15 protein-coding genes are annotated in these 20,676 nt (G+C 52.6%); 14 read left to right on the forward strand and 1 reads right to left on the reverse strand.

Features of this window, described 5'->3' with window-relative positions:
• Nucleotides 1-30: 30 nt before the first annotated feature.
• Nucleotides 31-1,815: a nitrate/nitrite two-component system sensor histidine kinase NarX gene (gene narX / locus AC2FCQ_RS00525; protein ID WP_490308164.1), complete on the reverse strand. Its 1,785-nt coding sequence runs from the start codon at nucleotides 1,813-1,815 to the stop codon at nucleotides 31-33.
• A gap of 363 nt (nucleotides 1,816-2,178) precedes the next feature.
• Between narX and AC2FCQ_RS00530 the strand changes: the two genes are divergently transcribed.
• The 14 genes from AC2FCQ_RS00530 (at nucleotide 2,179) to AC2FCQ_RS00595 (ending at nucleotide 20,671) form a co-directional block, all read left to right on the forward strand.
• Nucleotides 2,179-3,567, forward strand: coding sequence for a NarK family nitrate/nitrite MFS transporter (locus tag AC2FCQ_RS00530; RefSeq protein ID WP_209635403.1), 1,389 nt, complete (start codon nucleotides 2,179-2,181; stop codon nucleotides 3,565-3,567).
• A gap of 1,547 nt (nucleotides 3,568-5,114) precedes the next feature.
• On the forward strand, nucleotides 5,115-6,017 hold the full coding sequence (locus AC2FCQ_RS00535; protein ID WP_404759378.1) for a transcriptional regulator: 903 nt from the start codon (nucleotides 5,115-5,117) through the stop codon (nucleotides 6,015-6,017).
• Between the two features lie 181 nt (nucleotides 6,018-6,198).
• Nucleotides 6,199-7,155: an NAD-dependent epimerase/dehydratase family protein gene (locus AC2FCQ_RS00540; RefSeq protein WP_490308165.1), complete on the forward strand. Its 957-nt coding sequence runs from the start codon at nucleotides 6,199-6,201 to the stop codon at nucleotides 7,153-7,155.
• A 207-nt stretch (nucleotides 7,156-7,362) separates the two neighbouring features.
• A complete protein-coding gene (gene wecA, locus AC2FCQ_RS00545; protein ID WP_209635397.1) occupies nucleotides 7,363-8,412 on the forward strand; it encodes a UDP-N-acetylglucosamine--undecaprenyl-phosphate N-acetylglucosaminephosphotransferase in 1,050 nt (349 codons plus the stop codon).
• A 45-nt stretch (nucleotides 8,413-8,457) separates the two neighbouring features.
• On the forward strand, nucleotides 8,458-9,591 hold the full coding sequence (locus AC2FCQ_RS00550; RefSeq protein ID WP_404759379.1) for a polysaccharide export protein: 1,134 nt from the start codon (nucleotides 8,458-8,460) through the stop codon (nucleotides 9,589-9,591).
• A 28-nt stretch (nucleotides 9,592-9,619) separates the two neighbouring features.
• Nucleotides 9,620-11,800 (forward strand): polysaccharide biosynthesis tyrosine autokinase, encoded by a 2,181-nt coding sequence (locus tag AC2FCQ_RS00555; protein WP_209635393.1) that lies wholly within the window; start codon nucleotides 9,620-9,622, stop codon nucleotides 11,798-11,800.
• A gap of 4 nt (nucleotides 11,801-11,804) precedes the next feature.
• Nucleotides 11,805-13,094, forward strand: a complete 1,290-nt coding sequence (locus AC2FCQ_RS00560; protein ID WP_490308166.1) for a flippase — start codon at nucleotides 11,805-11,807, stop codon at nucleotides 13,092-13,094.
• Nucleotides 13,084-13,932, forward strand: a complete 849-nt coding sequence (locus AC2FCQ_RS00565; RefSeq protein ID WP_490308167.1) for an ATP-grasp fold amidoligase family protein — start codon at nucleotides 13,084-13,086, stop codon at nucleotides 13,930-13,932. The genes AC2FCQ_RS00560 and AC2FCQ_RS00565 overlap by 11 nt, the downstream gene beginning before the upstream one ends.
• 142 nt (nucleotides 13,933-14,074) lie before the next feature.
• Nucleotides 14,075-14,980, forward strand: a complete 906-nt coding sequence (locus tag AC2FCQ_RS00570; RefSeq protein ID WP_490308168.1) for a glycosyltransferase family 2 protein — start codon at nucleotides 14,075-14,077, stop codon at nucleotides 14,978-14,980.
• 1 nt (nucleotide 14,981) lies between these two features.
• Nucleotides 14,982-16,043, forward strand: a complete 1,062-nt coding sequence (locus tag AC2FCQ_RS00575; protein WP_490308169.1) for a glycosyltransferase family 4 protein — start codon at nucleotides 14,982-14,984, stop codon at nucleotides 16,041-16,043.
• A 1-nt stretch (nucleotide 16,044) separates the two neighbouring features.
• Nucleotides 16,045-16,788: a glycosyltransferase family 2 protein gene (locus tag AC2FCQ_RS00580; RefSeq protein WP_209635382.1), complete on the forward strand. Its 744-nt coding sequence runs from the start codon at nucleotides 16,045-16,047 to the stop codon at nucleotides 16,786-16,788.
• A complete protein-coding gene (locus AC2FCQ_RS00585) occupies nucleotides 16,785-18,671 on the forward strand; it encodes a carbohydrate binding domain-containing protein (RefSeq protein WP_490308170.1) in 1,887 nt (628 codons plus the stop codon). Before AC2FCQ_RS00580 ends, AC2FCQ_RS00585 begins: the two co-directional genes overlap by 4 nt.
• Before the next feature lie 6 nt (nucleotides 18,672-18,677).
• On the forward strand, nucleotides 18,678-19,667 hold the full coding sequence (locus tag AC2FCQ_RS00590; RefSeq protein ID WP_209635377.1) for a glycosyltransferase family 2 protein: 990 nt from the start codon (nucleotides 18,678-18,680) through the stop codon (nucleotides 19,665-19,667).
• Between the two features lie 101 nt (nucleotides 19,668-19,768).
• Complete coding sequence (locus AC2FCQ_RS00595; RefSeq protein WP_404759384.1) at nucleotides 19,769-20,671, forward strand: glycosyltransferase family 2 protein; 903 nt, start codon at nucleotides 19,769-19,771, stop codon at nucleotides 20,669-20,671.
• Nucleotides 20,672-20,676 lie beyond the last annotated feature (5 nt).

The raw sequence follows: 20,676 nt of genomic DNA on the forward strand, positions 1-20,676 counted from the left end.
TCTCCCATGAGAGCCGATTGGGATCGGCTCTTAGTCGATGGCGTGGTTGTCCGGTTTGAATACCACCCGGACTTCAGTGCCGCCGCCGTTGCAGGGCAGTATTTCGCAGCGGCCGTGCAGGCTTTTGGCGCGATCGCGCATAATTATCAGGCCGTAATGATCAGGGCGGGCGGTATTTTCCGGCAGCCCACGACCGTTATCACTGACACTCAGGGTCACTTCCCCTCGTTGATTGATGACCTGAATGTTCACCCGGCTAGCCTGGGCATGTTTGTGGATGTTACTTAAGGCTTCGCGGGCAATCTGCAACAGGTGGATGGCCTGATACGCAGGCACTGTACGTGGCGTTAATTGATAATCGAGGTTGATGGTGATGCCGAGCCGTTGGCTAAATTCCTGAACCGTCGACTGCAATGCCGCCAGCAGCCCCGGCTCGGTTAACCGTAGACGGAAAGTGGTCAGCAATTCGCGCAGTTGCCGATAGGCAATGTTCAGTTCTTCGCGCATTTGCTGAACCAGCGCCAAATTCGCCGGTGAGAGCTCGGCCCCTTGCATTTGCAGGCAACTGGTTTGCATCTTCAAACATGACAGCGACTGGGCAATGGAATCATGCAGTTCGCGCGCTATCGCTGCGCGTTCCTCCATCAGCATGAGCTGTTGTTGATGGTCAACCTGGCGCTCAATAGCCAGCACGCTGGTCAACTGCTCAACCAGGGTGTTGATCAACTGCTGGTGGTCGTCGTTCAGCGGCTGCTGTGACGTATGTTGCGCGATAATGACGCCGTAATCTCCCAGCTTGTCGCTCAGGCTCCAGCTCAGTAAAGGGAGATCGGCGTGCTGTGGGCTGTCATCGCTGAGACAAGCGCTACATACCGGGTTGTTGCAGTATTCCGGTCGAAGCGGCTGGTTGCCGCTCAATTGGACAAACTGTTCTTGGCTGTTGTTTTCGTACAATCGCACCTGAATGGCACGTAATGGCGTCAGGGCTTGCAGCTTATTGAGGATGGGCGTCAGTCGGCTGCACAGCGGTTCATTGGCGTGTAATTGGCGGCTGGCACAATACAAAAAACTCAACACCTGATTTTTTTGCTGCAGGTCGGCGGTTTTTTCCGCAACGCGTTGTTCTAGCCCGTTATACATTGTGGCCAATTCGTCGGACATGGTGTTCAACGCGCCGCCCAGCGAGGCCATTTCATCCTGATGGCCGCGTTGAGCAAAGCGTCGACTAAAATCGCCACGGCCTGCTGACAGCGCCATCTCCACCAGTTGGCGCCACGGGTGCAGCAGGCGACGGCGCAGATAGCAAATGGTGCCGACCAAAAGCAGCAATGTCAGTACGATAAACACCGCCTGCACCAGGGTGACTGTCAACAGCCGGCGTTCGGTGTGATGGTCGATATCGGAAACCAGCGTATCCAGCAGTGACACGAAATGCGCAACCTCGGCGGCAGCCTCTGCAGGCCGCTGGGCATTGCGCAGCTGTGGCAACAGCATTAATTGCCAGTAATTGTGCAGTGCCTGAAATTGTTCGGTCAGTTGCTCTTGTTGTACCGAACGCTGCAAATCAGGGCTGTTTGCGTCCTGATCCAGTTCGCGAATCAGCGCTTCGCTGTGGGCATTCAAAGGCACTTGTGCCAACAGACGGTAACTTTGCATACGCAAGGAACCGGCTTTATTGATGGCGTGCGCATTGCCTTGAATGCTTTGCGACATCCAGGCAGAAATGCTCATGCCAGCAACGCCCAATATGCCCAGAAGCAGCATTAATATAGCTACCTGGTTAACGATGGAAAGCGGAGCTAACAGGCGTTTCATAGGTTTTGGATCCCCGGCGGTAACGCAATGCAACAACTGGAAACCTGAGTGCAGGAGCAGGTGATGCCAGTGAATAGAGTAACGATTCAGCATTATTTTTCATTATCCCCGCGCATAACCCCATACCTCTAACGAAGTACCCCCTAGTTTCCTGGCTGGGCTGCGGATGCATCAGGATGACATCGGGCATTTTTTAATCTTTTGATTTGTATTGTTTTTGCGGGAAAGCGCGCCTTACTCATAAAGGGCTGGTGGGGATTTTCCGCGCGTTTACTACCTGCATCCGGGTTGATTTACATCAACTTTGCCGGGGGGATCGCCGCCTAGGGTGGGCGGAATTATCACCCTGTGTCTGAGGTTTTTATGTCGCAATCTGCAACGTCATTATCAAAAAAAACAGGCGCGGTTATTCAGGACTGGCAGCCTGAGGATGCCGCATTCTGGCAACAGCGCGGTCAACGCGTTGCCAACCGCAACCTGTGGATTTCCATTCCCTGCCTACTGTTGGCTTTCTGCGTTTGGATGTTGTTCAGCGCGGTGGCGGTGAATCTGAACAAAGTCGGTTTCAATTTCACTACCGATCAGCTGTTTTTACTCACCGCGTTACCTTCTGTGTCGGGGGCTATTCTGCGTGTGCCTTATTCGTTTGTTATCCCGCTGTTCGGTGGGCGCCGTTGGACGGCGATCAGCACCTGTTTTCTGTTGATACCCTGCCTGTGGCTGGGATTTGCCGTGCAAGATGCCACCACCCCTTATGGCGTGTTTGTCATCATCGCGTTGTTGTGCGGTTTTGCCGGCGCCAACTTTGCTTCCAGCATGGCCAACATCAGCTTCTTTTTCCCTAAAGCACGGCAAGGGGGCGCCCTGGGGCTCAATGGCGGTTTGGGCAATTTAGGCGTTAGCGTGATGCAGCTGGTCGCCCCACTGGTGATCTCCGTGGCCATATTCGGCGTATTTGGCGGTACTGGCCAAACACAACCGGACGGCAGTCAGCTGTGGTTGGAAAATGCGGCCTGGATTTGGGTACCGTTCTTGTTGATAGGTACATTGTTCGCATGGTTTGGCATGAACGATCTGGCGGCTTCCAAAGCGTCGCTGCGTCAGCAGTTACCGGTGCTTAAACGCGGCCATCTGTGGGTGTTGAGCCTGTTGTATCTGGCAACCTTCGGGTCCTTTATCGGTTTTTCCGCCGGCTTCGCCATGCTGTCTAAAACACAATTCCCGGACGTTGTGATTCTGCATTATGCTTTCTTCGGTCCCTTCCTTGGTGCTTTAGCTCGTCCTGTGGGCGGGGCGCTGTCCGATCGCTTTGGCGGCATTCGCGTCACGCTGATTAACTTCATATTGATGGCGGTGTTTGCCGCATTGCTGTTCCTGACCTTACCGGGTGCCGGTGATAGCGGTTCATTTATGGCTTTTTACGGCGTATTCATGTTGTTGTTCCTGACAGCCGGTTTGGGCAGCGGCTCGACTTTCCAGATGATTGCCGTGATCTTTCGGAAAATCACCGTCGAACGGGTTAAAGCTAGCGGCGGCAGCGACGAGAGTGCACAGCGTGAGGCGGTCACCGATTCTGCGGCGGCGCTGGGGTTTATCTCGGCAATAGGCGCCGCTGGCGGCTTCTTTATTCCGCAGGCATTCGGTACTTCGCTCGCGCTGACGGGCTCACCAGCAGGGGCGATGAAAGTCTTCCTGGTATTCTATGTGCTCTGTGTTGTGATCACTTGGGTGGTCTACGGTCGTAAAAAGTAATCACACGTTCGGATAATGTTGGCCACGTAGGTTTTTTTAGCGAGTTCAACGCTCTTTTCGGTCGATAAGCGCGCGAAGCACCATGAGGCTCATGCGCCTCGACCGAGCAAGGGGCCGTAAGCGCGGCCCCTTGCAACCCGCGCTCTTGCCCACTCAGACGGTTGGCTGCGCCAACGGCTCTCACTTCATCACACCGCATCACGGCCGGCTACGACAGGCGTCCCTGCCTGTCTCGCCTGAAACCGCCGTCCATGGCGGTTTCGCCTATGCGTTGTTCTTGCGTTCGACGTCTTCAGGGCGCCCAACCCCATGCTCATCTCATCGTGTTCACTGTCTTTCATCGCGCAACGTCACACTGAGGGCATAGGTTGCCCGATGACTACAGATTCGGGTGTTGACCTTGGTGCGCATCACCGGCTGCCGAGCAAGACGGCGTTGTCAGGGGCAACCGGCCAGGGAAGGCCGATTGAGGCGAGACTAACAGGGACATTTGTCGTAGCCGACCCGCCCGACAACGCAGGTGCAGGAGGACAAATCTGCCGGGAGCAGATTTGAACGCTGCTTGCAGCGGCCCCGAAGGGGCGAGGCCCAGGACGGGCAGAGTAATTACCGCTCAGCGGGCAGACGGTGTTAAGCGAAGGCGTGGGTGGAGGGGGCCGCGCTTACGGCCCCTTGCTCGGTCGAGGCGCATGAGTTTCATGGTGCTTCGCGCGTTTATCGACCGAAAAAAACGCTGAGCTTGCTAAAAACACCTTAACCGACCCCGCATTCCGCGCTCGGGTATAATCTGTTCCTCTCCAAGAGGGGAGGGCTGTTTCTTTCTCTCTTCCATGTGATATTTTTACGCCCCGAGTGAAATTTCCTGCCTTTAGGTAATATTCTTATTATCCTGCACTGATTTTTCCTTTGTTTATAGATGCATCTCTCAGGTTCTGTTTTTTTTGGTCAATGATGAGCTGAAATGTCATTGAAGGATATTGTTCATTTTCCTGTCTGAATCCTTACAAAGAAAATGTGCGTGTAATGAGGTTTGTCAGGATAATGAAATCTGCGTTTTTTCATTATTCGAGACGTGTGTCACCAAGTTGGCAATATGCCTTTGTATTTGGTGCTATATTTAGTTCAATACAATATGAAGGATTAAATCAGATAACTCTCATTCTGTTTTCGTAGGCTTTTTGTAGGCTATCTGACAATCAGATTAAGCGGAAAAGCAGGTGATACTTTCTGATGTTATTATGAAATTTCACAATTTCATGTAATTAACAAGCAAACAACATAATTTACTTTCTTGTTAAAAAACATGGTGTTGTGTTTGTTTTATTGCCGATTAACATGATAAGAAACCATGTTGCCAACAGGGAAATAGAGACATTCAGAGAATCTAATCCTCCGTTTGAGAGAGGAAGTAAAAAATGAAATCAGCAAATTTTTATAAAAATAAACATCTGATGAATGCAACCTGTTGAGTTTACATTTAATTTCTTGAACATTTTTTCATATTTCTATACAAAGTGTGCAGGACAGGCACGCTAAGGAAATTAAAAGTGAATCTTGATAAAAGAATAAAGATTAGGAATCTAGATGTTCTGACACCGTCCAGGGAAAAATTCCGCCTGCGTTGGAAGGAGTATCAAATCCTTTCACTTCTTGTCGCCAGATCCCCAGAATTGGTTACACGTACGGAAATTATAGAAAATATATGGAAAGGAACTTACTGTTCGGATTCAACGATAAATCAAACAATTAAATCAATCCGTCAAAAGATTGGAGATACTGAGCACACCCTTATCAGAACTATTCCACGCCTGGGATATAAGGTGGAAAACAAGGCTGCTTTTCACTTTATTTCTGAAGAGGATGAATATGTCGACGACGAAATATGGAATATCAGTGATGAAACTGAAGATAATATTCAAGCGGATATTTCTGAAAGTACAAATAAAGATGATGAGGTTACCGCTGAGGAAATAGATCAACATAAGGAAGATAGGATACCGTCTTCCCCCGTTGAGGTTCCCGAATCGCTTAAAAATACCGCAACAATAAGAAAAAAGCCGGTCACACCCGTAGGTTTTTTCTCCGTTCCTGCCGTCAGAGTTGTGAAATACCTGTCGGTATTCGTATCCTTGCTAATTATTTCACATTTTTCATATGTTTTGGGAAATCAAACTCGGCCACCCATTATCAATGACATTCAAAACAATACGCGTGTTGTTTTGACCCTGACGTTGAACAACGCTCGGACCAATAGTCCGCAAACGTTGCTTTGCTTGTATGAAGGCGAGAGCCTGGAGCTGGCAACCATAGAATGCGTCGATCCCAAAGAAGGGCGATTGAAACAACCGGTGAAATATGAAACGTCCAGCGTTCAAGGGAGCGGTAAGATTAATCTTATATTGCCGAACAAAACCATGCAATATCAGGTTGCTTACGATGTTAAAAATTAGCGCGTAAGACGATTTCATCTTTCCCCATAATTTTACATTTTTCAAAGACTATTATTTCATTATTTGTTATTTGAAAGTGAAGAATGATTTGTCCAGTCTGGTTTCCATGATTTAGCGCGAATAAGCGTCCTGCCAAAATGCTGTGGCAGGAATAATGGAAAACCGAGCTGAGTGACAAATTATGGATAAGCGTAAAGTAGCTATCATCGGGGGTTCTGGCTTTATCGGAACGCGTCTGGTTAAACGCCTGAGTGCGCGTAACGACCTGGTGTTGACCATCGTGGATAAGAAGCAGAGCGAGCAATTTCCTGAGCTCTATCAGTTTGGCGATGTAACTCAACCCGAAACATTGCGGCAGCCCCTGGCTGGTTGTGACGCCGTGATTAATCTTGCGGCTGAACATCAGGACAATGTCGACCCTATCTCACTGTATTATCAGGTTAACGTTGATGGTGCGCGTAATGTCTGCTTGACGGCCTCCGCGTTAAATATCACGCAAATTATTTTTACTTCATCCGTGGCGGTCTACGGTTTTGTGACCAAAGAAACCGATGAAGAAGGGCTTTATGAACCCTTTAACCATTACGGTAAGTCCAAGCTGGAGGCTGAATATGTCTACGAGGCCTGGCGCAAAGCCGACGCCAGCAACAAGTTAACCATTATCCGACCCACGGTGGTGTTTGGCGAAAACAACCGTGGCAACGTTTATAACTTGTTCCGGCAGATCGCCAGCGGCCGATTTGTGATGATTGGCAGTGGTAATAATATGAAGTCTATGGCCTATGTTGAAAATATTGCGGCCAGGCTGGAGCATGCGTTGGATCAGCAGGCGACATATCAGGTCAGTAATTATGTTGATAAACCGGACTTCACCATGAATCAGTTGGTCGACGTTATTTCGTCTTCATTAGGGCGAAATAATAAGACTATTCGCATTCCCTATTTATTTGGAATATGCGGTGCAACGGCATTAGATATGGTGAGTAAAATAAGTCACCGTAAATTCCCTATTAGCCGCGTTCGTGTACAGAAATTCTGCGCCAGAACGCAATTTAAGAGCAGTGTACAAAGTGATTTCGTGGCGCCAGTCGATCTTGATTCGGCAATCGAAAAAACAATTAAGCACGAATTTTCCTAGAGATAACTTTCTCACGGGCAAAGGTTATTTATTTTTCGTCGCTGGCAGTCGGGGTGAATAACGTCGCCCCGACTATTGCGGCAACAGAGTGTAGTGGGACCGCATGCAATATGGGCGCATCATGCGGCGCCTCTACAGATTAATTTTTAATAGCGCATTGGGAGCTGTAACTCAAGGGCGGTAGCGTGCTTATTCGCTGGAGGAACAATGTTATATCAACTGAGCGTGATATTTATTTTGGCACTGGTGCTGGTGATTATTGCTCGCCGCGCTGCGCTGGTCGTGGGATTAGTGGATAAGCCCAATGCGCGCAAACGCCATCAGGGGCATATTCCGCTGGTCGGCGGAATCGCCATTTATCTCAGCATTACATTTGTGACGTTCTGGCAGCCAGACTGGTTGCCGCACAGCACGACCTATTTGTTGTGCGTCACCGCGTTGGTGATGCTGGGCGTGCTTGATGACCGTTTCGATCTGCCGGTGGCGCCGCGCGTCATTGTGCAGGGAGGGATCGCGCTGGCGATGATGCTGGTGGCAGGGATGCAACTTACTTCTTTCGGCTACCTGTGGGGCCATCAAGAACTGCTGTTGGGCTATGCCGCGTTACTGGTCACGCCACTGGCGGTATGGGGGGCGATCAACGCCTATAACATGGTCGATGGGATTGACGGCCAACTGGGGGCACTGTCTTGCGTCACCTTTTTGGCGTTGGCCATTTTATTCGGACTGGCAGGACATGACGAACAGGCTTTGTGGTGCCTGAGCCTGATTGCGGCGTTGGCTGCCTATCTGTTGTTCAACCTCAGCGTCTTTGGTGCGCGCAATAAAATTTTTATGGGTGACGCCGGCAGCATGGTCATTGGTTTTAGCGTGTTGTGGTTATTGGTTATCGCTACACAAGGACCGGATGCCGTCATCCGGCCGGTGACCGCGCTGTGGCTGATCGCCATTCCGCTGATGGACATGGTCACTGTGATGGTGCGCCGTCTGCTGCGCCGCCAAAGCCCGTTCAAGGCGGGTCGTGATCATCTGCACCATATTTTGATGCGCCGCGGTCTCAACGCGCGGCAGGCTCTGGGGATGAGCTGCATGTTGGCGGTCACGTTGGCCTGTGTCGGCATCTGCAGTGAAGTCCTGAAACTGCCGGATTACCAAATGCTATTGGCATTTGTATTTTGTTTCTTCGGTTATTTTGCCCTGTTGCACGAACCGCGCCAGGCAAGGATTTTTACGGATAACCCTACCGCCGATCGTTAATCCTCCCACGGGCCGCAACGGTGGCCCGTTTTTCACGGTACTGTTATGAACCTTCACTTGCCTCATTTGATGCCACTGGTGCTGTCCAGCGCCTTGCTTAGCGGCTGCACAGCGTTTCCGGGTTCACACCTCCCGACTCAGGGAAAAGAAAAAGTCATCCAACAGGACGAAAACTTCGATCTGGACAAGCAGGTCCAGGTGTACCGCGTCACGCCGATGTTGTTGGAAAAAATGCGCCGGATAGAGCCGGTGGCGCGGCCCAACCTGGCACTGGACCAGCGCCTGCAAAGTTACCAGTACCGTATCGGTGTCGGCGACGTGCTGAATGTCACCGTCTGGGATCACCCCGAGTTGACCACGCCAGCAGGGCAATACCGCAGTGCCAGTGACACCGGTAACTGGGTACACGCCGACGGCGCTATTTTCTATCCCTACATTGGTCGGGTACAGGTCGTCGGTAAAACGGTCACTGAAGTGCGCAACCAAATCGCCGCTCGATTAGCGACCTACGTAGAAAGCCCGCAGGTAGATGTCAGCATTGCCGCATTTCGTTCGCAGAAGGTGTACGTGACTGGCGAAGTGAAAACCTCAGGGCAGCAGGCCGTGACCAACGTGCCACTGACGATTCTTGATGCGATTAACGCGGCCGGAGGGCTGACCGATAACGCTGACTGGCGCAACGTGGTGCTGACGCACGACGGCAAGGAACAGCCGATTTCCCTGCAGGCGTTGATGCAACGTGGCGATATCAGCCAGAACCGTTTGCTGGCACCGGGTGACATTCTTTATGTGCCGCGCAACGACGAACTCAAAGTGTTTGTGATGGGTGAGGTTGGCAAGCAGTCGACGCTGAAAATGGACCGGAGTGGTATGACGCTGACCGAGGCGCTGGGCAGTTCTGAAGGCATCAGTCAAACGGTGGCCGACGCCACGGGCGTGTTTGTGATCCGACCGAACGGCGGTAAACAACTGAAGCGTCTGGCGTCGCTGTATCAGTTCGACTTGTCCGACGCCGCTGCGCTGGCGATGGGCACCGAATTCCAGTTGGAACCTTATGACGTGGTGTATGTCACGGCGGCACCGATAGCGCGTTGGAATCGCTTGATCAGCCAATTGGTACCGACTATTTCCAGCTTCAACGACCTCAGCGAGGCCACGTTGCGGATCCGTAACTGGTAAAGCCGCCACGGTGACTTAAGGAATACTGATGATGAAGAACAATGCATTGCCAATTGTAATGGCTGAGCAGGACGACAAATTGGAGTGGGAGCGGTTGATTGGCCCTTTGTGGGACAACCGTTGGCGTATTCTGCTGGTGACGGGGGTGGCCGGCATACTGGGCTGTGCCTATGCATTGATGGCGACGCCTATTTATCAGGCGACCGCGTTGGTGCAGGTAGAAAAGCAGCTTTCGGGCGATTCGTTACTGCGTGAAACGCTGGACAGTTCAATCGGCTCAATTGGGCAGAACTCGGCGACGCAGGATGAGGTTTCCCTGGCGAAATCGCGCTACGTGATTGGCAAAACCGTGGACGATCTTGGCCTGACGGTGCGTATCAGTCCTGATTATTTTCCGCTGTTCGGCAAGGGCATCGCCCGCCTTAGCGGAGAAACGCCACCGGCATTGCGTATCGCAGGAATGAAGACGCCAGCGGTGATGCAAGGGCAGGAATTAACGCTGACGGTGGAGGACAAACAACGTTATAGCCTGAGCTATGACGGGAAAACGCTGTTCAGCGGTGTCGTAGGGCAAGCATTGCAGCAGGGGGATTGGGCGATCAACGTGACGGCGCTGGATGCCTTGCCGGGCACGACCTTCACGGTGGTTAATGTGCCACGACAAAGAGCGGTGGACGATCTGCGCAACATGCTTGATGTTGCCCCTGGCGGTAAAGAAAGCGGCATCATGACGTTCAGCCTGGCGGGCGAAGATCCACAGCGTGCAGAGGCGGTGTTGAAGAGTATCACCGACAACTATCTGCAACAGAACGTGGATCGCAAGACGGAAGAGGCGCAGCGTATGCTGGCTTTCCTGCATGAGCAACTGCCACGCACGCAGACCTCGCTCAACAACGCCGAGAATCAGCTTAACCAGTTCCGTCAGCAGAACGATTCGGTGGATCTGTCACTGGAGGCCAAATCCGTGCTGGATACCCAGGTTCAGCTTGAGGGGCAGTTAAATGAGCTGACGTTCAAAGAAGCAGAGATTTCCAAACTTTATACCCGTGTGCATCCCGCCTACCGCGCACTGTTAGAAAAGCGCGCCACGCTGGAAGCAGAAAAGGCTCGCCTCGGTAAACAGGTGCAAACGCTGCCGAAAACCCAGCAGGAAATTCTGCGGTTGACCCGAGACGTACAGGTGGATCAGCAAGTGTACATGCAGTTGATGAACAAGCAGCAGGAATTGAGCATCAGCAAGGCAGGGACTGTGGGCAATATTCGCATTATCGATGAGGCGGAAACCGGCCTGCGCCCGGTGCAGCCACAAAAAGTGATGATCGTATTCTTCGCGCTGTTGTTGGGGGGCGTGCTGTCGGCGTCGGTGGTGGTGTTACGCGCGGCGCTGCATCGTGGCATCAGCGATACCGATACGCTGGAAAAACGGGGGATCAGTGTGTATGCCACCGTGCCGTTGTCGCCATGGCAACAAAAGCGTAACCGTGCTCAACAGCAACTGCTGACCAAAAATGGTGGCGACAAGTTGCCAATCCTGGCGCAGGAAGCGCCGGACGACTTGTCCGTCGAAGCGATTCGCAGTCTGCGCACCAGCCTGCACTTCGCCATGATGGAAGCCAAAAACAATATTCTGATGGTTTCGGGCGCCAGTCCTGCCAGCGGTAAGAGTTTCACCAGCACTAACCTGGCGGTGGTGATCGCGCAGGCGGGCCAGCGGGTGTTGCTCATTGACGCCGATATGCGCAAAGGTTTTCTGCATCGTTGGCTGAACAACAGCGCCAAGGGTGGGCTGTCTGACATGCTGTCAGGACTTATTGCGCCAGACCTGGCCGTCAAGAAAACGGACATTGCGAATCTGGATTTCGTGCCTCGGGGCCAGGTTCCACCCAATCCGTCTGAATTGCTGATGCATCAACGTTTCGCTGACTTCCTGCACTGGGCGGGCCAGCACTACGATCTGGTGTTGATCGACACCCCTCCCGTACTGGCGGTGACGGATGCTGCGATTGTCGGGCATCACGCCGGCACCTCACTGATGGTGGTGCGTTTTGAGGTCAATACCGTCCGACAGATCGAAACCAGCATCCGACGTTTCGAGCAAAACGGTGTGGTCATTAAAGGGGTGATCCTGAACGGGATGGTGAAGAAAACGGCTAACGACGCCGGTTACTATACCTTTGCCTACCCTAGTCATCAGGAAAAGGTTCAGTAACCGCATGAAAGCGATGCTGATGAATTCCCTGTGGTTAATGTTGGAACGGGTATCGCTAAGCCTGTCGGGCATTTTCGTTTCGGTCTATGTGGCGCGTTATCTGGGGCCGGCCCAATACGGATTGATCAATTACTTGCTGTCCGTGATCGCCATTGCCGTGCCGCTGGTGCAATTGGGGGCCGATGCGGTGTTGTTCAACCGTGTTGCACGGCAGCGGCACAGCGGTATTCGTCTGATGCTGGCCTCCATGCGATTGCGGCGTCGGTTTTTTGCGCTGATCGCCGTGCCCTTGATGGCTTGGGCACTGCTGACGCAGGATCGGACCAGCCAAATGATGATGGCGCTGATGCTCGCCAGTGCGTATTTCTCCATTCAGGACGTTTACAAGATTTATTACGACGCGCTGCTGAAATCCAAGTTGAACACGTTGATCAATAACCTGGCGCTGTTGTTGTCGATCATCTTGCGGCTGGCGTTAGTGCACGCCCAGCTGTCGTTGGCGTGGTTTGCCATTCCCTACGTGCTGAGCAGCCTGATTCCCTACGCAGTACGGTGGGTCCTGTTTCGTCGTGAACAGGGCGGCATGATGCCCATCAGCCGGCGCCACCAACGGCGTTATGGTCGTTATTTGTTGAAGGTAGGGTTGCCGCTGGCCGTTTCCGGTTTGTCGATTGTCATTTACACGCGTATCGATCAGATCATGATCGGCAACTATGTGGGTGAGCACAGCGTCGGGCTTTATAGCGCAGCCATCACCTTGAGTCAGGGATGGATCTTCGTACCGATAGCTTTGATCACCTCGATGATGCCAGGAGTGGCAAATGCGCGCACATTGGCCGAGCAGGAAGGGCGCATTCGGTTGTTGTATCTGGTGGTGTTATTGCTTTCGATGCCGGTGATAGTGTTGTTATCACTGTTTCCAGGTCCGATCGTGGCCTTGATGTTTGGCAGCAGTTACCGCGAAACCGCCACTATTCTGGCACTGTGTTCGGTGACGTCGTTATTTTCGGTGATGGGCACGGTGTCCTACCGGGCCATTGTGTTGTTTGGTGGTTACCGCTTTATCGCCATAAAAATGCCGTTGGCCGCATTGGCCAATGTTCTGATGAATCTGGTGTTGATACCGCGTTATGGCATTTGGGGGGCGGCGGTTTCAACCTTGGTCACCGAGTTTGTTTCATTTTTTGTACTTAATGGCTTTTTCAGAAGAGGACAAATTACCCGGCTGCAGGTCACCTGCTACCGTTGTTTACCTCAATTAATAGGGAAGGTGCGAGAACTTTATGCTAAATAATCTGGTGAAGGGTTTTTACCGCAATATACCCGACGCATTATATCATCAGTTAAAATATGCTTTGTTTTTTCGTAAAGTGCCACATTTGGCGAAGCCAGTGGGATATAGCGAAAAACTGATGCGCAGGAAGGTATATCCTTTGGCGATGTATACTCAGCTATCCGATAAATATCTGGTGAGAGAGTATATTGAAAAGTTGTGGGGGGCAGAATACCTCATCGAACTTTATGCACAGGGGCGCGAATTAACGGAGTCGATGTATCAGGGATTGCCGACGTCGTTTGTCATCAAGGCAAACCACGGCAGTGGCTATAACAAGCTGGTGTTCGATAAAAACCAGACCAGCTTTAATGAATTGAGGGTGTTAACCAACAGTTGGTTACGTCAGAATTTTTATCAGGTCTACCGTGAGCGTCATTATAAGGACATTACGCCCTGCGTCATGGTTGAGAAAATGCTGCTTGAAGACGGCAAGACACCCAATGACATTAAGATTCATTGTTTTAATCGTGGTGGGGAGGTTCGGTTCTTTATCCAGATTGATTATCTGCGTTTTACCGATCACCGTCGGGATTTTTTTGACGCCAACTGGAACCGTACCGAGATCCGGTTGGGCGTTCCCAATAGTGACGTACCTATGGACAAGCCCTGTAAGCTGGAGAAAATGCTGGCATTGGCAACCCAGGTCGCAGAGCAGTTCTCTTATGTTCGGGTCGATTTTTATCAAGTGGAGGAGCGTATTTATTTTGGTGAACTGACGTTTACCCCAGGAGCCGGCTTGCAAAGGTTGACGCCGGAAACCATTGAACAGGAGTGGGGAGGTTATTTCCAGGATTAGCTGAATAACCGGTAGGCTGCGTGCATTTTACCCGCGTCAGTATGGGGGATAATAACCGGACAAGGATATGCTGGGATAACAAACTATTCCGTTGGCATCATTATTTTTTTTGCCAAATGATAATATATTGTTGAGGTAATAAATGGACTTATCAATTGTCATGCCCGTTTTTAATAACTCAGCCAGTCTGGCCACAACATTAGCCCGCATGACCCATGCTTGCTCCGGGTTCGATTATGAAATTATCGTGGTTGATAATGCTTCAGATAAACAAGAGTTGGACAAAATGCGCAGCCTGTTGGTTGCTAATCACCGGGCGCGTTTGCATGAAAGTAAAACACGGAGTAATACGGCGGTATCCTGCAATACCGGTTTTCGCTTGGCGAGTTCAGACGTAGTTTTCTTTCTGGAACCGGAAGACTCATTCAGCACCAATTATATTATCCGCCGTCTGAAACGCCATCAGGATACACGGATTGACATTGTCTTTGGTAACTACACCACGGTGAGTGACAGAAATACCCGCAGTTATATGTTTGATTACAAGGAAGGCGCAACGGGCGCGGATTTTTTATTCCTGGATATGGGTGACATTCGGACTTCCACCATCAGCCTGCGTAAAAAAGCTGACCGGCGATTTTTATTTCCGGAGTTTCTCTACAAATACCAGGATTGGGGGTTTTTGGTTAATGCCACCAACCTGGGGGCGAAAGTGGCATTTGATGAAGGGCGCGGGGTATTTATCCGTTGCGGTGATGCTGACGCCGATCGCTGCCGGATGAGCATCGACGCCAGTGAACAATTTATTGACGCATACCTCAACGCCAGCGGGCGTTATATCAGCGGTTTTGCCTGCAAACATCTGCTGGCTTCGTTGTACAGCGAGAATTTGCAGGCTTTCAACTATTACTCATCACGCACAGAACACCATGCCCTTAGCAGTAAGTTTAAGGCAATTAAATTGTATGGGGACTGCCTGGCCAGATTGGGGCTGTTTCCGTTGGGGGGGCGTCTGTTGCGTACCGCCCGCGAGGGATTTCGGAGATGACATGCAGCAACGAAAAGTAGCGATTGTGATTGAGAACATCGCCGAGAAAGGCGGTACCGAACGGGTAGCCAGCAATCTGGCCAATGCATTATCCACGCGTTTGGGCCACCAGGTGGATCTGGTGTCGATCAGCGGCGATCGGGCGTTTTATCCGTTAGAGACCGACGTGACGTTACGTTTTATGCCCGGCAGAACGTTGCTCTGGCCTTGGCGACTGGCGTGGACACTGCGGCGGGGTCGTTACGACGTTATCGTCACTGTGTCGATGGGGAAACTTTCGTCAATCATGGTGCCGTATCTGCGTTTGCTGTGCCCACACAGTCGTCTGCTACTGAGTGAGCATGTCAGTTTTCACCAGTACGCGTGGCCGATGAAGTGGTTGAAGGTACTGGTTTATCGGCTGGGTGACCGCACGGTGCTGTTGACGAAGAAGGATCAGTCGATCATCAGTCGTTGGGTGCCTGAGCGGAAATGTCGGGTTATCGAGAACGTTTCACCGTTCCCGGTGCAACCGCCGCAACCGGCCCTGCAACAACCGGTTGCGTTGGCGGTGGGGCGATTGTGTTATCAGAAGGGGTTTGACCGGTTAATCGCGGCTTGGCAGGGCGTGGCCCAGCAGGCTGCGGGCTGGCGGTTGCATATCCTCGGTGATGGTCCAGATCGTGCGGCGTTACAGCAGCAAATTGAGGCTGCCGGTCTTACTGAACAGATCACGCTGCTGCCGGCGACGGCTGACATCGCCAGCCACTATCGCCAAGCGTCGATGCTGTTGATGACATCGCGTTATGAAGGATTACCGATGGTGCTGATTGAAGCGATGAGTTTTGGTCTACCGCTGGTGGCGTTTGACTGTCAGACGGGGCCTGCCGAACTGATCGACGACGGTGATAACGGCTACCTGGTGGCTGAAGGCGATATCGACGCGTTCAGCCAGCGTACGCTGGCGTTGATTGATGACGGTGAACTGCGTCAGCGTTTCTCCCTGCATTCGCTGACGCGGGCGCAGCAGTTTATCCCCGAGCGTATTTATCCCCAATGGCAACAGCTTATCGCTGGAGGTTAAGATGGAAAAAGTGTCAGTTATCATGCCGGCCTACAATGCCGCTGGTTTTATCAAACAATCCATTCTGGGTGTGTTGAATCAGACGTACCAGGATTATCACCTGTATGTGATCGACGATGCTTCAACGGACAATACCGCCGATGTGGTGAAGCCCTTTATTCACGATCGTCTGACTTACATTCGCAATAACACCAACCAAGGCGTAGCCGAAACCCGCAATATCGCGATTGAAGCCGCGCGCGGCGACTATATTGCGTTTTGTGATAGCGACGATGTCTGGCACCCCAACAAGCTGGCGCGCCAGGTCGGTATCTTGAAAACCGATCGTTATGACGTCGTATGCTCCCATTATTACACCTTTATAGATGACCCTGCCCAGGTAAAAAACTACCGCGGTGCCGGAGAGATTATCGCCTACAACGACATGCTGAAAAGTAACTGGATCGGCAATCTGACCGGTATGTACAACCAACGTCAGGTCGGCAAGGTGTATCAGAGCAAGGTCGGTCATGAGGACTACGTGATGTGGCTGTCGGTGCTGGAGAAAGCCCGTAACCATCTGGCGTATTGCATTCCAGAGCCACTGGCCTTCTACCGCCTTTCTGCCCAGTCGTTGTCCGGTAATAAGATCCAGGCTGCGGATTGGCAATGGCAGATTTACCGCCGTCATCTGGGGTTGTCCTACCAGAAGTCCTGTTATCTGTTCTTCTCTTATTTGTACAGCGCGGTGATGAAAAGACAATGAACCTCAGCACGCTAACGTCGGCCTGCCTGTTGGCGGGCGCCGGGTGGACGGGGCTGGTTAATGCCGCCCCTTGTGGCGACAATCTGTTGACGAACCCCGGCTTTGAACAAGGGGGAGCAGGTTGGTCATTGGCTTCCGCCGAGGTGGTGCCCGGTGGGCACGGCGGTCAGCACAGCCTGTTCTATCAAAACCACAATCCCGCCAATTACCACAATATGGTGCAGACACTGCCGGTTAAACCGGGCCAGCAGGTGGCCTTCGGTGTTTGGGTGCGTGGTGAGAACCTGAAGGGTAAGGGAGAAAATCAGGGCGCGAGCCTGTTTATCGAAAGCTATGACGACCAGGACCGCTTTTTAGCCGGTAGCTATCCGCAGGGGGTATTGGGTACCAGCGGTTGGCAGCCGGTCACGGGCGACTTCCGGGTGCCGCCGCGGGCAGTGAAGGTCGTGCTCGGGGTGTATCTACGCCAAGGCACGACCGGTAATGCCTGGTTCGATGATGTTTACGCCTGCCGGCAACCTGTCGCACCGGCGCTATATCAAATGCGCAGCAGCAAGGGCTCGGCATCCAGCCTGATTGAAGTGGTGGATCCGCAGCAGGTTCAGGTCGACAGTACGCTGGTTAACGACAAAAACACCCCGGTGAAACGTGACAGTCGCCGCTATAGCATCAGTGCGAAACAGCCGGTGGAATTTCCGCTGCCTGCGGGGCTGGCCGCCGGGGAGTATCGCTTACAACAACAGGTGACGGATGTGGCTTCGCAGCGCAGCCAGCGTAGCGAAATGCCCATCAGCGTGGGCCGTGCTCAACCCAAAGTGGCGTTGGATGCGCAAGGTTACACCCTCAAACAGGGTAAGCGCTTCTTCCCACTTGGCATCTATATGTATGGTGAGATGGCAACGGACGAACATCTGGCGCGCATCCGCGATGCCGGTTTCAACACGCTGCTTAATTACAATTACGGTACCGGTCGCGATCCATACAATTATTTTCGCAAAACGCAGCAGTACGGTTTACAGGTGATTTTCTCGCTCAAGGATATGTACGCCGGTACCCGTTTTGCACCAGACACCCACTTGAGCTACCCGCAACTGACGGCAAGCTACGTGGAAAAATTCAAGAACGAACCCAACCTGCTGGCCTGGTACATCAACGATGAGTTGGGGCCAGAATATGTGCCGCAGATTGAGCAGAAACACCTGCAGGTGAAACAATTGGATCCCGATCACCTGACGTTCCAGGTGCTGGACAAAACCGGCACGCTCAACGCCTACTTCAACAGTTCGGACGTGTTGGCCAGCGATCCTTACCCGGTTGGCAGAGATGCCGATCTGACGCGCACACTTGAGTACACCCGAGTGACCAGCCAGGTTGCGCGCCAGGTGAAAGGAGCCTGGTTGGTGATGCAGATTATGGATCACGCTGCCTACGCGCCGAGCCGTAAACCACGTCAACCTACGGAGGCGGAGATCCGCAACCAGGCTTGGTTAGGCTTGATTGGCGGTGCCAAGGGCATCCTGTTCTATTCCTATACCGACCTCTTCTACAAGCGCCAACGCGGTGGTTTTAGCCAGCAGGAGTTCGATGCCATCTGGCAAGGCGTCGCCAGCGTGAGCAAGCAGATTGTCAGTTTTGACCCCTATCTGCTCTCGGGTGAAAGCACGCTGCTGCAAGGCAACAATACTGCCATTCCTGCCCGCTTGTTTATCAATGGTGGGCGCGGCCTGGTGCTGATAGCCAACCCGTATTATCGGCCAATGTCGGCACGTTTTGATTTGCCTAGAGGCTGGCAGGCCGAAGGGCGTGGGCAGATCGACGCAGAATTGCCGTCAATGGGTAGCCGAGCAGTATGGGTGCAACGTCAAACAGAAAATAAAGGATAACCTGTCATGAATACCACCCTGAGCCTGATTATTCCGGTCTATAAGGTTGAGGCTTATATTGAGGCATGCCTGTGCTCGGTGTTCCAACAGCTGCCTGACTGGGCAGAGGTGATCATCGTGGATGATGGCAGCCCGGATGGGTCCATGAGCATTGCCGAAGAGGTGCTGTGCCGCTACCCGCAACATAAACGACGGGTGAGCATTCTGCGCCAGGACAACCAAGGGCTGAGCGCAGCGCGTAACAACGGTATCGCCTTGGCCGAGGGGCGTTATGTCGGCTTTCTGGATTCCGATGATGTTCTGCTGGAAGGGTACTTCAGCATTCTGGGGCGTTTGCTGGCAGATAATCCGCTGTCGGACATTGTGGCGTTCAATGCCCAGCGTTTCTCGGCGATCCGTCGTAATGGAAAGATCCAACCCGACTGCACGATGGCGATTGTGCCCGGCAATGCCGCACCACAGCACAGCGAAAGCCACATGGCACTGCTGGCGGACAGCTTCAACCGCAGCATGTGGTTCGCCTGGGCGCGTATTTACCGGAAAACCCTCTTTGACGAAGCGCGTTTTCCGGTTGGCCGCAACTTCGAGGACATTCAGTTAATTCCGCAGCTGTATCTGAAAGCGGAGCGCATTGTGGTCTGTGACACCCCATTGATCGGGTATCGCGCCAACCCGAAGGGCATTACGCGAGCGCCAAAAAGGCGCGATCTGGACGATCTGGATTATGCGATCGACGGTGCGGACAGCGGGCGCCGGCAAGGGGCCGGTCATGGGCTGTATTCGATTCTTTTCGTCACGACGTTGAAGGCACGCTTGCTGGTCGGGTTGGACTTTTTTGGACTGCGTGATGCGCTGCGAGAAACGCGCGAACTGAAACGCCGTTACTCCGGTCTGCGAGCTGAAGAGCGCAAAATGCTCAGCCGCAAGAATCGGCTGTTCTACCGCAGCCCACTGGCGTACTACCTGATGGCGCGTTTGTATAACCTGCGCGGATAGCGGCGCAGTTTTCGTCCATTTCTCCATTGTGTCGGGCGCTGCCTACTGCGCCCATGTCAACTGGGGCGAATTTGCTCGCCCCCAACAGGCAGAACCAAACTATGAGTATCACCGTCAGCGTCATAATACCCACCTATGGCCGCAGTGAGCTGCTGGCTCGCGCTATTGACAGTGTATTGGCGCAAACGCACCGCCCATTGGAAATTATCGTGGTGGATGATAATCCACAGGGCGATGCCCATCGTCTTGCGACCCAGGAACGTCTGGCCGAGTATATCGAGCGGGGGCAGATTATTTATTATCCACGTCGACACAACGGCGGGGGGGCTCAGGCGCGTAATAGCGGGATCCTGCGTTCACGTGGGGAATACATTACGTTTTTGGATGATGACGACTACTACCATCCACAAAAAATCGCGCGTCAGTTGACGTTTATGCAGCAGGGTCATTACGACGTTAGCCTGTGCGATATGGATATTTTGCAAGCGGGGCAGATCAGCGCTGAGCATTACTATCGGGCGCGTTGCGAGGGCCTGGAAGACTTTATGTTGGCTGGTGTGGCTTACACGCCGATGATCATGATGCGGCGCAGTACGGCGATTGCGGTACGTGGCTTCTTCAACACCCCGCGCTACCAGGACCATATCTTCCTTTACCGGCTACTGGCTGCCGGGGCTCGCATTGGCACTTTGCATGAACGGTTGGCGGTGCACAACGACCATGATGGTGAGCGGATCACCTCCAGCCCGAAAGGCATTATCGGTTATCGCAATAAAATGCAGTTCGAACAGCGGCTGATGCCGCAAATATCGCCTCGAGCGCGCAAGATCATGCGCCTGCGCCATACCTGCATTAACTCGCGCATCATTACAGACTGCAAGAGCCGTCTGGTGGGTGTTTTGTATGGGTTAAAGGGCATCATCTACATCAACAGTGGCCTGATGGCCGGTGTGTATATGAAGAATATCATCCGTAACGTGTTTTTCCGTGGCCTGCCGTTCTGATGCGT

This window comes from Serratia sp. CoH_134_PS_4 (assembly GCF_058190535.1).